Genomic DNA, 14,576 nt, shown 5'->3' with positions numbered 1-14,576 from the left:
ATAACAATTTCTTTCTCTATGTCAAACCCTATATCTTTTATCAGCTTGGGTTGTAATTAGCATTATACTTTATTCGATTATTGGGGTTTCAAGAAATTTTGGATTCCCCTAAAAAGAAGGCCATCAGTCCGAAAATCATCAACCATTTCAACCATCCCCCGGCCAATTGGTATTTTCTTTCGGATCTCGAGCCCCGGAGAAAACCGAGAATTATCAATAACGGAATATCCACCAACAGGATAGCTATATAGCCATAAGCGGGGCGATACCATTTATATACCAGAGGGACCAACGTCAGCATAATAAGAAGCAGATATATTATGGTAATAATTATCAAAACCATGGCCGGGGAAATTATCATGGGAAGAGTTTTGTATTCGGCGGCCAGATCCCCCCGGCAATCGGCCGAATCTTTGAGCAATTCCCGTCCCAGATGAAAGAGGAAGGCAAACATGGCCGGGATAACCGGACCGGGTATAACAAAAATATTCTCCGGCTGAACCGCCAGACCGCCCACGATGAAGGTTAGACCACCGAGAAATGAAACTATCAAATTTCCTGTCACAGGGATTTTTTTAAGTTTGAAATTGTACAGAAAGAGAAGAAAAACAGTTATGACCACCAATCCCGTTACAGCCCACCCGACCGGTACCACCAGAACCACTGCCGCCAGATTCATGACGATAGCTGCGAGAATTGCAGCATAAAGAGGTAATTGTCCCGATGCCAGCGGCCGCCCGGGGTGACTGATCTGATCGCTCTCAATATCCATAAAATCATTAAGAGCATTCCCGGCACCGCAAACCAGGGCCCCGGCCAGAGAAGCCAGGTACAACTTCAGATTATTACCTGTGATACCGGACAGGTAACCGCCTATCCAGACTGCAATCCCGGCGATCAGGCAGTTGTGGATTCTCACCAGCCGCAGAAAAGCAACAAGTTTCATAATCCGATAACGATAAGGCGGGAAGAAAATCAAGTCAATCTTAAAAACGACTGCTCATGGTGATACTCAAGCGGGGCTCCCCGAAATCGACCTGCCGGCCCCATGATAGTTCGACTTTCAATCGGCGGTTTTCGGCCGAAAGATTGATACCGAAACCATAACCCCACTGAAAATCATCATTCTTCTTCGGATTAAGATCGGGATCAAGATCGTACCACTCGAAATAGGCGCCATCGACAAAGGGGTAAACACAGTCGCGGTCGGATAAAAACATCCTGCTTTCAAACGTAAACGATACCAGTCGCTGGGCAAGAAACTGATCGTTGCGATATCCCCGGAGATCCGGCGGACCGCCGACATAAAACATCTCCGAAACCGGTAGCGGTTTTTCAGAACTCTCGATATCTCGAAATCCCGCCCGGCAGTAAAACGACAACAAAGTTAGGGGCCGCAAATCGGTTTTGACGGTCAACTCATTCCGGGTATCATTATAAACTGATTGAAGAAGTTCGTTTTGATTATCCGTACGATCATATCGCCTCCCGGAATAGGTAATATTCCATGCAAGAGCATAACCCGATGATGCATCGCGTTTCTCACTGATGGTTCCGGTCTCGATACCGAAACCGACATTATAGACTGAGAATGAACGCAGATTTGAATCGGCCGGTTCCACATTCTTCCAGCCCAGCGATGATCTCACGGCAAAACGGGAAAAAAGATCCAGACCATATTCCAATCCCACCCCGAATTCATAAAACTGATCACGATAATCGCGGGTTTGAAGACTCAATGTAATATCCCCATTGCCCAGCCAGAAGACCGGTTGGCCGTAGTACACATTGAACACCGATTTATTTCCCTCGCGGTAATCGGCGGTCAAACCGGCTTTCTGTCCTCGGCCGAATATATTCCTTCCCCGTAAATCGAAATACCAGATAAAATAACCATCATCCTCGGGTATATACCCGCCCAATCCTTCGAAATAAAACTGGCGGGCCTCGATAAAACAGTAACGAATCCGGGCCGACTCCAATCCGGGATCGGGAATTATTTCAGGATCCCGTTCAAGGTGAACAAAATCCAGACAATCCAAAATTCGAGTAGATTCTCGAATCCGTTCCGGGATCAGCGTGTCCCCGGTGGCTATAACCAGGTAATGCCTCAGGAAGTCACGATCGGTCCGTTTCAGACCCTTAATTTCTATGGCCGAGATAATCAACCTCGGTCCGTTATCAAGACGCGTCGCAATATCAAGAGTACTATTGGCCGCTGAATATTTCTCCGGCGACAGGCTGGCATAGTAGTACCCCAGTGATTGCAGGGAACTTATAATCGAATCGACGACACCATCCAGTATGTCCCGTGCAAAGGGACGGTTGACGATAATTGTATCGGGGAAATCGCCCGTTATAATGATTTGACCAAGATGATATCTTTCCCCGAAAGTCACGCGCAATCCCGAATCGGGGTTATCATAATCAGCTCCCACCCGGCCGTCAAAAAAACCACGGTTAATCAGATAAACTTTCAGCGAATCCACCATATTATCAGTCTTGACGGATAACACATATCGCGCCACCAGCCTCTGCCAGTCCGGGTTGCCATCGGCAAACCTGACCTCAACCGCCGAAGTTTCGACCGTCACCATCAGAATAACGGCAACTATCATATACCTAAAAACTGGCGACAATCTCTCCCCTCCCGGTTATTCTCGGTTTCCGGTTATCGGAATGCCGGCCGCTGAAAGTAAGCGTCATTTTGAGATCTCGAGTGAACCGGTAATCGGAATGCACCGACCAGATTACTCCGCGGCGGCCATTCATGTTATCCGTAAGTCGATAAGAAATATCCTCAACCGCTTTTAGATCCTGGTAGTACATTTCCACTCGAATCGATGTTTCCCCGGCCTTGACCGTACGAAAATCGGGATTGACAATCAGCGAATAGATTTTTGAACTCGACTTCCGGTCATCACCGGCATACCGATATGCGACGAAACTGCTCAAGTGTCCCATCGGAACACCCTTAATGGCGCCGACTTCTATTCGGAAACCGTCGATATCACCCGGCGAGGAATAATAACTGTCCCGATAATAGGCGAAATAGGTTCCTTCCTGAATGAATTGCCAGTCGCCCGTCGATTGGTTCACCGCGATCCGATAGGATTGATCATCTTTCACATAATCGATCCCGCCGATCCGGCGGCCTTCATAGCTGTATGACGCTGACAGATTCAGGATATAATAGGTTCCCGCGTTGAACAAACGAAGGTCCCCCTGATGGTACAGCCGCCGATAAAAATACGGTTCCCCGCCATCGGAATAAAAAGGCAGAAGCCATAACCAGGAACGATGGCCGTCGGCGAGAAGGTCCTCATTCGAGTTTGATTGAATTTTAAAATATATATTCCGTGGGGTATAACTCAGACTGAATGATTTATCCCCCTTATTAACCGAGGCCAGAGTCGAATGAATTTCCTCGATTTCGATATAATTGCCTTCCGGATCAGGGATATACTGCCCGTCCTCCAGAATGTACTTCCCCATCCCCGGTTCGACCTCAAGATAACGGAGACCCCGTTCATAACGGTTTTCGTCCGACAGGGCATAGGTCCCGCCAACCGACATTTTTTTCCGCGGATTGCTGTAAAATAAATTCAACCTCGAGAGCAACTGATTTTCCCTGAAGTCATTCTGAGTCAGTCTTTGCCCGACCAGGTACAAATCGGCCCGCACCGCGCCCAGCTGGCCGGACAAACTTAAGATCACCCGATTACGATCCCGCAAGCGATTCCAATCGGTAAGTAGAGTATCTTCTTCATAACGTTGAAGATCAAGGCCAATTGAGCCATACTGCATTCCAAAATCATACTGTCGTTCGGTTGTCCCCTGAAGAAACGAGGTATAATAATTCCATCTCCGATCATATTTTAAGCCCGATGAAAACCGGGTTTTTTCGTTTAAATCATATTCCATTCCACCGGTCAACCGGTCATTGCGCCCTTTCAGGCGATTATTATCGATTCGATACGCTGTTTCCAGATGACGGTAGGTCGCGGTCGGGTAAAGCCTTCCGTGAATTTTGGGAAATACGGTTAATGATCCGCCGGTTGATTCGAATTGATGACGATATTCAAGCCGCTCCGATTCAACAAGCAATGAATATGGTCCGGGCATGACAGCTGAAAGCGACAGGGTCATTTCAATCTCGTCATTGGTGACAATCAGATTATCGGGAATAAGATACCACCGTTCGAAATCGGGTCGAGTTCTTCTGTTCCGAGGTTTGAAATACCTACTGACGAATCCCATCGAACCGCTAATGGCGGTGGCGTTTCGGCCGCTGACCGGTATCCCCCCGACATTAAACGAGGCCAGATACTGACCGCCAAGATTATTGCCGTCATCGCGGGATGAATACAGATTCTGATCGGTGCTCGACTGACGCATGACCAGATTTATGCTGCTGCCGGCTTCCGGCCGTAATTCCAATTCCGTTTCATAGAAATCTTCCCGACTGGGAACCGGTACCCTGATTAACGGCAGATAATCACCCTCCCCGGGACCGATATAATGATAAACGCCATTGCCGTTGTACAAATAATCGCCCCGCCCTGTCGCGGCCGAAGTGAAACTGATCCTGTAATCCCCCGCGCCCTCGCCGGCATATTCATAGTACGGATTGCCCAGCGAATCGACTGATTGACGGTAATCGCCAGCCGTGTCCGGGACAGCCCCGCTTTTAAAGCTAAGTTCGGTCGAATCGCCAATTGTCTCCAAAAGCGCAATATCGATTTCAGCGAGTTCACTGGTTTTAAGACGGTTTCGATCATCACCCTCGCGTATAAACCCGGCCCGTAATTGAAAAACGGAATCGGAGGAGGCAATCCCGCCGGAAAGCTGGTACATTTCTCTTTGATAATCGGCGGCCAGAGGCTCAAAATCGATTTCCACCCTGGTTCGCGAGTCAACCGGGATATCGGACATAAAAGTAATCGAGGCGGCCGGATAGTCCATAATATAATCACGGTCGGAACCGCGTTCCAGAAGACGGCCGTCAGCCCAGACTCTCTCCGAGCCGGGAACGATGGCCCGGGTCAGGTTATCGGCCACAATCCGATAAGGTCCCTGATTCCCATCGGTACCATAAAAACGCATGGTTTTGTACTCCCCCCGGGGACGGGCAAAAAGCGTGGCCGCCGAAAAACGAGAATCATGGTACACCGCCTGAAGACCGCTGACCTGTTTTTTTTGCAGTCCAAAATCCGAGGCGGCGGCAATTTCGAGATTCCCGATTTCCGAGAAAAATTTCCTTGATTCCACGCGAAGATTGATTTTATCCAGTTCACTGATACGGCTGTTGATAGTGCCGTAAACCGGATCATAACCACGATCCGAAACCGATCCCGAGACAATTACCCCCGGAGTCAGTTCTCCCCCGACAGTCAGATCGAGCGACTGGTCAAACTGCGAACTGCCGCCGGTCTGCGACAGAATAGAAAAACGCTTGGCTCCGGTAATCGAAAGAGATGATTTGGTTAGGGAACCAGCCGGTGATATCGGCTGAATATCGGGAGAAATTGCCCTAACATCCCCGCCGGAAATAAGCTCCGGCTGTAAACCGTAATGGCGTTTCAGCCAGGTCGGAAGAGGCGTATAGAAGACTGTCAGGGTATCGCCCGCAGAGATTTTTCTGCGCAAGTAAAAAACGCCCTCAAGATAATTAATATCATAATCGACATCCCGGATCAACCACCCGGTTGATATTACCACGCTGTCGGAATGATCGATAATGGGCCCGTCATGTAATCTGATTCTGGATGTGATTTCATTGGCGGGAATTATTTTGACAGCGGCCGATAAGGCAGAGCAAAGAATCAGAGAAAATATGATTGAGCAGCAAAAGAGCCGAGAAAAGCTTTTTATTCTGATCGACATTATTCCGGATAGAGAATTCTGTAAATCATAACCCGGTTATTGCCGGTATCGCAAAAAGCAATCCGATCATCGGGCAGCACGGCAACCCCGGTCGGCCGATTGAAACCATAATCACCGCCGGTACCTCTCATACCCTCGGAATAGAGCAAATGACCGTTCCGGTCAAAGAACTCGAGCCGGGAGTTTTCCGTGTCGACCACCCAGCAACAGCCGGAGCGATCAACCGCGATTCCGGTCGCCTGTCTGAGCTGATCATCTTTATATTCGAACAGGAATACCCCCGAGGTATTGAATCCGAACACACTGCCGCGACCTTCATCGGTAATATACATATTACTATTCGGCCCCCGGGCAATATCTGCCGGCCGCAACATCAGACCGCTATAGGATTCGGCATCGCCGACCATACGATCAAAACTCAGGTAGATATTAAAAACCATCACCTGCGAGTTATCCGGATCGGCCACCCATAATTCGCCATAATCATTGATCGCCAGCCCGGCCGGACGCCCGAAACGTAACGGATCATCGGGGTCAATCAAATCGACCTGGCCCACATAATTGAGCTTGACATCGAATACCGAGAGACGGCGATTACCCGTATCGGATATATATAAATTAAGATTATTATCAAGGGTTATAAAAGTCGGATTGTTGAGCAATCCCTCGGCATTGCCATATCCCCCGGCCTCGCGCAGGGGAATATAATCAGAATCGAATTTGAGCAAACGGTTATTCCCCGAATCCACGATATAGAGATTGCCATTATTATCGACGGTCACCCCGATCGGTCCCCGAAGCTGATTCCCGGAACGGTCGGTTTTGATTTCCTTCACCGGCAATAATCCATTGGGAATTTTGACTGTCGCCATTTCATCCGGCAAACCGCCATTACCCCGGCATCCCGGTAAAAGCGATATTATCAAAATCGCAAAAACAATTAATAACAGAGGATAGTCTTTACGCATCATCAGAACCGATGCAAAACGGTCAGTTTGACTTCGGGATTATGCCCGAAGGGATTGGCCTTCACCTTAAAATCAAGTTTTTTAACCTCGCCGTATTCGGCATGACCGGACCCGGTGTGTTTGCGGAGCAATCTAATAGCATCGATTGAGGCGAAAATACGGTTGACCACCGCCACTCCGATCATGAAAGTGGCATTACGATAATATGATTCGCTGGAATTACGCATATCCCGGTAATCGGCCCGGGCCTCGTCACTGACCCATTGCCAGTCATAACCGGTTTCAGGATAATAATAGGGCGAACCGGGATTGATAATACGCCCGGATTCGTTGTACTCCTCGGTTGAGTTATAAAATGTCAGGTTGCGGTAAAAATCATCATCTTTGCCATCGGGATCAATCCCGGCATATTTCTCGGCATAATTAATATAGTCTTCTTTTTTCCATTTACCGGCCGTTCGGAATGCAAAAAATCCTGCCCACGAAACCACCTCGGCCCCGAGAAAGACCTCACCGCGGCCTTTTTCTCCCATATAAAGGTGTCCCGCACCTGGAGCCAGAACAGAAAGAAAAATCGCCTTGGCTTTTGAGATTTTGCGAGGACCGGTAACCGGCATGGCCGCATCGGCCTCGGGTTCGAGATTTCTCTCTTCCGGAATGCTATTGAAAGCCATTAGTGAGGCCTGACTCAAAGGTGATTCCGGAATAGGAATTTCGGCTCTTAATGGCGATGGGCCTGACCCGGCGCATACAAGCACTATCCAGAACAGACCGATTATGAAATCAGTTTTTTTCATGTCAAAACCTGCAGGCTATGGTAAAAACCGGAATTATTTCTTTGGCCGAATATCGTTTCATCTCCGCCTTCACCGACAACCACATCTTGGAAGCCTCATTGCGGTTGTGGCGTTTGGCTGATATGGCCGCATCGAAAGCCGACACCAGATGAACCAGAACCGAACCGATGATGAATTTATTGGCCTTGTCCAGCTCATCGTTGGCGTCTTTACGCATGTCTTCATACTTGGCCCGGTTCGGTGACAGATAAACTTTCCCGCCGGTGGCGGAATCGACAATTTCATAATAGTCCGGATCAAGCCAGTAATCGTCCCAGCCCGTCCGGAATTGATCGTACTTACCGATCATTTCATAATATTGCTGGTTATTGAAGTCCGGCAGCGTATGGGTAAATTCATCTTCGGTGGAATCGACCGCATAAAGCCAGCCGCGGTATGATTCCGAGACCGTGCTGTCGCCCTCGACCCAGTGATCATCGGCAAAAGCCTCGAAATCATCGGTCAGCTTATTGCCGTTATTATGAAAATTAAAATAGCCCATCCACATACCGATTTCTGTGCCCAGAAACCCCATGGTTTTCATGATATGCGAGCCGCAGTACCTCTGACCCCAACCGGGAATCAGGAGAGAATATATGAAGGCCTTCTGGGGCGATTTATAATCATAATCATAAATGTTCTCCTGCTCGAAACCGAATTCGAAATCATCATCAAAACCCTCATCGGCCGCGAGAATATCAATATGATTTTGCGAACTATTCCTGATGGACTGGACTTCGAGTTCCAGCTGACTGTATCCCAGATCTATGGCCAGGGCCGGCATCTGAATCATGACTAATATCAGAATCAGTGATAAGAGCAGCTTGTTCATTATATGTCCTTTCTTATTTTATAATGGCGATATCGGTAAAAGCGGAAACTGATTCGCCGTTGTCAAAGTCCGCCTCAAGAACACATCTATACACGCCCGTTACCAGAGAAGACAGATCCCAGTTGTATATAACATGAACCCGGCCGCCTTCCTGCCCGGTAAAATTCATCTCATCGACAACCCTTTTGCCCGACATATCATACAGATTCACCGTCACATCGGCATTATCGCCCAGCCTGTACTGAACATTGGTCAGTCCGTCATAAGTCGGATTAGGATAATTGAAAAATTCATCATCCGGAAGCATGGCCCCGGAAACTTCAACCGCACCCAATCGGCTGGACGGAAAATAGTACAATCCTTCCGCTCCCCCGCCGCCCATCGGCCAGTCGGTCAGGGCCGAATCATAACCCGTATCATATGAATAAAACCAGCCATCGATCCCCATAATCCCCAGGCCGCCGACCGTCCCGCGGCGATGAATGACCGGGGCGCCGAATCCGATTCCCCCGGCCGCAGTCGGAAAGCCATACAGAAGCCAGTCATTGGTGGTATACCTGGTCTTGAAGGCATAGCAATTGCCGTTGGAACTTAAAACCGCGATATCTTTAACACCATCATGATCCAGATCACCCACCACCGGCGGTGCCACCACAACATCATCGGGAAACGACCGGTCCATTTCAATGGGGAAATCAAGGAGCGAATTCAAATATCGGTCCAGTCCGATAATCTTGTTCTTACTCCCGAGAATTATATCCGGATAGCCGTCGCGGTCGATATCGGAAACAATCGGATTGACATAAACAGAGTCACCCAGCGAGGCTGAGGCGTATTCGGTGAAGGGATCATCCGCCGACCGATCCAGCGTGATTACCTTGATATCCCCATCGGGGGTGGCCACCACTACTTCCGGTAATCCGTCGCGGTTGAAATCGGCCACTACCGGTCCGTAAATATAATAGCCGCCGAGATCATACTCCTTCAATACCGTCGGCGATGTAACCAGATAAAGAATGACCCCGTTATCATCACCGGCAATTACGGCATAGGTACTGTCGAATCTCGACGCGCCGTAGAGCTCGGGATGATTTATCTGCCGTGAAAGCGGGTAGGATGTCCCATCGGATAGAATGCCATAAAACCGAACGAAGTGTGCTAACGAATCCATCGTCGCCACGACCAGTTTATCGCCGAACGCCAGCCAGACGACCTGCCAGCCGCCGATAGACAGGGAGTCGAATAACGGCTCGGCCAGGCCATTCAAATCGGCATCGACAAGGCCGTAAACATGCACCCATGGCCCGGCTCCAATCGCCACATATTGCGTATCATTATCCAGCCCGAAATCACCCACCGCCGGTCCGGCGCTGATATTTTCCCCGACCCGGGCGAACAAAGGCACCGGATACACGGGATAAGACGCCTCATTATTTAGAATATAAGCGGTATCATAAAACGGCGGAGCAAATGACGGCGTAAAATCAGTCCCGTCATCGTTGAGGACGATCAGGTTTTTATTCGAGGCGGTGATTATTTCCTCGCGCCCATCATTGTTCAAATCGGCCGCAATCGGTGACAAACCGTACGCCGGAACACCCGCCCTCTGCGGGAAGCTGTCGGAAACCAGATCGTAATCGAGATCGAATGTCATGGTCAGGTCGGATTCGGAAATATCGGTAACGAAAATATGCGTATTCTTGCCGCCGTAACCGTACGCCGGGGGATTGGTATTGGGCGTGAAGGAATTGTTGTTTCCCGCGTAGTACATATCCTCCTGGGTTCCGAATCCGGAATAATAAATCCCCCCAAAATTGATCATACCATCGGCTTCCATCAATTTGACAAAAGGACGCAAGGGATCATTCTGAAGCTGGTTATCGATAAAATTGAGAATCCCATCGCCGTCAAAATCCATATAAGCGACCACCTCATCGACACGAAAGATTAATATCCCCGAACCCGGGATAAGAAAATCGTATTCACCGGTCAGGTTTTTACTGTAATCGCATGGTCCCAGGATAACCGAGGTGATGGAATCGGCCAGGATAGCGGTTTCCGGACCGATGGCAATCTGCCGATTTTCAATCAAATAATATTCATATTCGGAAATAGGGATCTTGGCTACTTTGGTGCCCAGTTCCTGCATTTCAGCCGCCACCAATTCGATGTCCGTCCCCCTGCGATACACTATTGGGTCCTCAAAACCGAGAAAGGCCCGTGACCACGCCATGGGATAGACCGGCGAGACCCCGAAAGCACGTCCGACATCAAACCCGAAATCGACCCCGGTTCCGAAACCGTTATTATCCATCAAAGCGAAATCGCCTAACCGTGTGAAAAAATTATCGGTTCGGTAAAGATCAATCAGACCGAGCTGATGGCCAAATTCATGGGCTATAACGGCATTGATAGCGGTGGCGCGATTATCCTGGCTGGCCGTTTCAGGCATATTCAAAGCATCCCTGATTTCCGTCGAATCGGAAGCGGTGCGATCGACATACATGGCCGTGTCCAGAAAGAAAATATAACCGGTGTACAAATCCGATGGGGTATCCGGAAAACCAATATTATTCTGTTGATCGGCCCCGGCATGAAACAAAAAATAAGCATCATAATCCCCGAAGACAACCTGCGCTTCCGAGGTATCGACCAGCTGAATGCAGTCGATAAAATAATTGGTCAACCCGATATACGGGTTTACCCCGCCGTAATAGTCCATTTCATGCGAAAGATGGTAAACCGAATCGGTCTGTCGGGGAAAAACCTCGTATTCGATAACAACTTTAAAATCGGATACAAAACTGTAATAATTGGCCAGGGCCTGCAGGTGTGATTCAAAGTACTGACGGTTGTGTGGCGCCGGATCAATCTCATGGCCTTCCTCATCGCGGAATTGCTCAAATGTCCGCATATCGTATTTCCCGTTACCGGTGGTCAGAGGATCATCGGGCGATTCCTGGATAAAATCAAACCTCAGGCTAAGAACCCTGATGGTATCGACAACCCCGGCCGGGATAGCCTGTTTGGGCAGTGCCCAGGGATGTTCCCGATTAAGATTCAGTATATTCCTGGGCGACGGTGTCGACAGAAAACCGCTCTCGACTATTTTTTGATCATTCGGATCGATGGCGCGTTTCTCAATCGCCTTCGGTATCAGCAACTTACCGCCTTTATTCGCCGCCACCGGCGAACATATGAACAGCAGTCCTATTATCGCCGGAATTATTCCTAATTTTGAAATCAATGTCATATCCTCCATGATCTCCGTTTACCAACCCACCGAGAGTGAGAATCGCATGGTATTGGCCAGCGGAACATCGCCGCTTGAAGGAATATAGGCGAAATCAAAACCAAACATATTGTACGACAATCCGGCGCCCAGGGTAAGGGTCTTGACTTCCCCTTCCTCATCATGAATATACCCGGCCCGGAGAGTAAAGAAAGAAGCGTACTTATACTCCACGCCGCCGTTAATAATAACGCCCTTGAAATTGTCCGTCAGGCCGCCGGCGGTAAACGGATTTATGATCAATCCCATCAAACCATCCTGGGGATTGGCAAAAACATCCCGGAAATCCTCAAGAATGGTTTTATCGCGCTCGGCCAGAGATTTATTCGCCTCGACCGTAAACAGAACTTCATTGTAATTGGATTGGATCATTTTCCAGGCCACCCCGACCGCCAGGTTGCGTGGCAGCGGGTCCGACTGAGAAACATCGATATAGGATATATCCGGACCAAGGTTGGTCAGCGCAATTCCCAGCGAAAGACGCGGATCGATTTTATAAAGTAATCCCAGATCGAGAGCCAGACCGGTCGAAGTACCACTGCCTTTCTCGCGCCCGGCGCCCAGTTCCGACAAATGGGAATAAATAATTTTGGCCGAAATGCCGCCGCTGAGCGTCTGAGTCAGCGGGACACCATATGAGAGAGTAAAAGCAATATCAAAAGCCGAAAACTCGCCTTCGACCGCCCCGGTTTCCGAGGTTCGGGTAATATTGCCATAGGACAGGAAGGTTATATTGGCCCCGACCGTCCCCCAGCCCTCGATATTCTGGGTATATCCCAGAAATTCGTAATAAATATCGCTGGCCAGTTCCGGTAGCCAGTTAACATGCATGAGAGTTATCTCGCTTTTGGCCGCGGCGTTGATTTCAATTCGGTCGCGAGTCAAAAACCAGAGATTACCATCCCTTTCAAAAACCTCGTTGACATTGCTATAACCCAGGTCGCGGGCGTTGTAACGATCCCAGTAACTGTCGAAGAAAATGGCCCCGCTGCTGGTAGCAAAAACAACTTTATTACCATGAACCAGAATATCATTCACACGGGCTCCGGCCGGATTGGCATAGAGAAGAATAGCCTGCCCGGCGGCGATTGTCTCCGACTTCAGATCATTGACCTCCCGGATGTTGTCGGCCAGAAGTTCCGCTCTGGAGGAATCGCCCCGGACTTTACCGAGGGCCAATTCAAAAACAGCGATATCCTTTTCAGGCGTATATCTTCTATAGCCGAACCGGCGCCATTTACGACCCGAGAACATCATCACGCCCTGATCGGTACCAAGCCAGAGATTGCCGTAACTATCGACTTCCATATCACGGACAACCGTCTTGAGTCCGGAGGTATAAGGTATTTTAATTGTCAACTCGGATTCTCCCTCGGATTCCGGGGCGGATGACTTCATCTGGCTGTCGCGGTAAGCCTTGAGGACTCCCATCGAATCAATTTTACCCTGCAATTCATCGACCGAGCCGCCCGGCATCATAGGCGGACTTTCAGGAGTATCACCGAGCCACGGATTCAGGGCTTTGAACCTGGTCATGAATAATTCTTTTTCAGCCGGGGTGTCGTAGATTTTCATGATTTCATAAATACTTTCGGCCGAATGCTCACCGGTCGATTGCAATTCGGCATAATTTCTCCAGATTGTCCCGTCATACTGAAAAAGATCATTATCGACTACCGCCCAGGCCTTATTGTTACCCGTTGCCGTGATTGCCGAAACCGGCAACTGAGGCAATCCCTGCTCAGGACCATAATGGGTAAAAGCTCCCCCGAAATACACTACCACACCGGTATCGGTCGCCATAAAAACACGGCTGTCGTATATACTTAACCTACCGATATTCAGCATCGGAAGACCGTCATTGATACCGAAATGCTGCCAGTTGGCGCCATTATAACGGTATAAACCGTTTTCGGCGGCCAAATAGAGGTAATCCTCGTCGGCCGCTAGATCATTGAGACCGCCCATGCGATTGACACTAAAGGGTATGACAATTTCCGATGGCAGATAATTCCGGCGCGCTTTCTCCACCGCGAACAGGATTCGATCGGCTTCCGTCTCGTTTAAGGTACTGTCTTTCAAACCCTTATTGGCTCTTTCCTGTGCCTCCAGGAATTTTTCCCAGTCAATAAGACATTGATTATAGGCTTCCTTCAGGGCGACAAAGGCATTAACCAGATCTTCCCGAGATTTATAATCCTCGGCGATTCCAGCCATAACCCGAACTTCAAGCGAATCAATAACGTCGGGAGAATTAAGATTATTGACCTGGCCAATGATATCGAATAACGCCTTGAGGGAATCAGAATCGGTCTCACCGTATATTCCGGCGTAATTGCGGAGTATGGATTCCACTGATTGATCGGCTGTGGTGGAAATAATATCCCTGTTGATCCAGTTACCCTTTTCGTATTTAACCAAACCCTGCGAGGTCAGCATCCAGATTGCGAAATCGGAATACTGATTGGCACTACCATCGCCGGAATATAGCGTCATATCCCGGATAGGCAGGTACTCCTCAGAAATCAGGATTTCATCCCACCGGCTTGAAAGCGGGTATTGACCGAGCCCGGCAGGGTTCCAGTGGGTTGCAGTAGCATCATCGGCAATAGCCACATAGGCTTCGCCCATACCGGCGGCTCTGGCACCGGCGGCAATTCGTAAGAAAAGGACAGCGGCGCTGGATATCTGGGCGTAGGAGTCGGCACCCATAACCGTTAAAGCCATAACAACTATCAGCAGGCCAATTAGTTTTCGCATCA

8 protein-coding genes are annotated in these 14,576 nt (G+C 49.1%); all 8 read right to left on the bottom strand.

Annotated features, from left to right (window positions below; translation table 11 throughout):
- Positions 1–88 precede the first annotated feature (88 nt).
- Positions 89–946 carry a geranylgeranylglycerol-phosphate geranylgeranyltransferase gene (locus JXQ28_03255; GenBank protein ID MBN2276746.1) on the bottom strand — a complete coding sequence of 286 codons (858 nt, stop codon included), beginning with the start codon at positions 944–946 and terminating at the stop codon, positions 89–91.
- Between the two features lie 40 nt (positions 947–986).
- A complete protein-coding gene (locus JXQ28_03250; protein MBN2276745.1) occupies positions 987–2,639 on the bottom strand; it encodes a BamA/TamA family outer membrane protein in 1,653 nt (550 codons plus the stop codon).
- Positions 2,623–5,649, bottom strand: a complete 3,027-nt coding sequence (locus tag JXQ28_03245; GenBank protein ID MBN2276744.1) for a hypothetical protein — start codon at positions 5,647–5,649, stop codon at positions 2,623–2,625. The genes JXQ28_03250 and JXQ28_03245 overlap by 17 nt, the downstream gene beginning before the upstream one ends.
- 236 nt (positions 5,650–5,885) lie before the next feature.
- Positions 5,886–6,857, bottom strand: coding sequence for an NHL repeat-containing protein (locus tag JXQ28_03240; protein ID MBN2276743.1), 972 nt, complete (start codon positions 6,855–6,857; stop codon positions 5,886–5,888).
- A complete protein-coding gene (locus JXQ28_03235) occupies positions 6,857–7,651 on the bottom strand; it encodes a hypothetical protein (protein ID MBN2276742.1) in 795 nt (264 codons plus the stop codon). The genes JXQ28_03240 and JXQ28_03235 overlap by 1 nt, the downstream gene beginning before the upstream one ends.
- 1 nt (position 7,652) lies before the next feature.
- Positions 7,653–8,522, bottom strand: a complete 870-nt coding sequence (locus JXQ28_03230) for a hypothetical protein (GenBank protein MBN2276741.1) — start codon at positions 8,520–8,522, stop codon at positions 7,653–7,655.
- 13 nt (positions 8,523–8,535) lie between these two features.
- Complete coding sequence (locus tag JXQ28_03225; GenBank protein MBN2276740.1) at positions 8,536–11,775, bottom strand: VCBS repeat-containing protein; 3,240 nt, start codon at positions 11,773–11,775, stop codon at positions 8,536–8,538.
- A gap of 18 nt (positions 11,776–11,793) precedes the next feature.
- Complete coding sequence (locus tag JXQ28_03220; GenBank protein ID MBN2276739.1) at positions 11,794–14,574, bottom strand: PorV/PorQ family protein; 2,781 nt, start codon at positions 14,572–14,574, stop codon at positions 11,794–11,796.
- Between the last annotated feature and the right edge of the window lie 2 nt (positions 14,575–14,576).

The sequence above is a fragment of the Candidatus Zixiibacteriota bacterium genome, from assembly GCA_016933955.1.
In the GTDB taxonomy this organism is placed as follows: Bacteria; Zixibacteria; MSB-5A5; order GN15; family PGXB01; genus JAFGTT01.
This window is presented reverse-complemented; position numbering and strand designations above follow the sequence as displayed.

What these genes read in the sequence shown, in the direction of transcription:
- JXQ28_03255 (MBN2276746.1), bottom strand. Translation starts at nt 946, where the DNA reads ATGAAACTTGTTGCTTTTCTGCGGCTGGTGAGAATCCACAACTGCCTG.
- JXQ28_03240 (MBN2276743.1), bottom strand. Translation starts at nt 6,857, where the DNA reads ATGATGCGTAAAGACTATCCTCTGTTATTAATTGTTTTTGCGATTTTG.
- JXQ28_03235 (MBN2276742.1), bottom strand. Translation starts at nt 7,651, where the DNA reads ATGAAAAAAACTGATTTCATAATCGGTCTGTTCTGGATAGTGCTTGTA.
- JXQ28_03230 (MBN2276741.1), bottom strand. Translation starts at nt 8,522, where the DNA reads ATGAACAAGCTGCTCTTATCACTGATTCTGATATTAGTCATGATTCAG.
- JXQ28_03225 (MBN2276740.1), bottom strand. Translation starts at nt 11,775, where the DNA reads ATGACATTGATTTCAAAATTAGGAATAATTCCGGCGATAATAGGACTG.
- JXQ28_03220 (MBN2276739.1), bottom strand. Translation starts at nt 14,574, where the DNA reads ATGCGAAAACTAATTGGCCTGCTGATAGTTGTTATGGCTTTAACGGTT.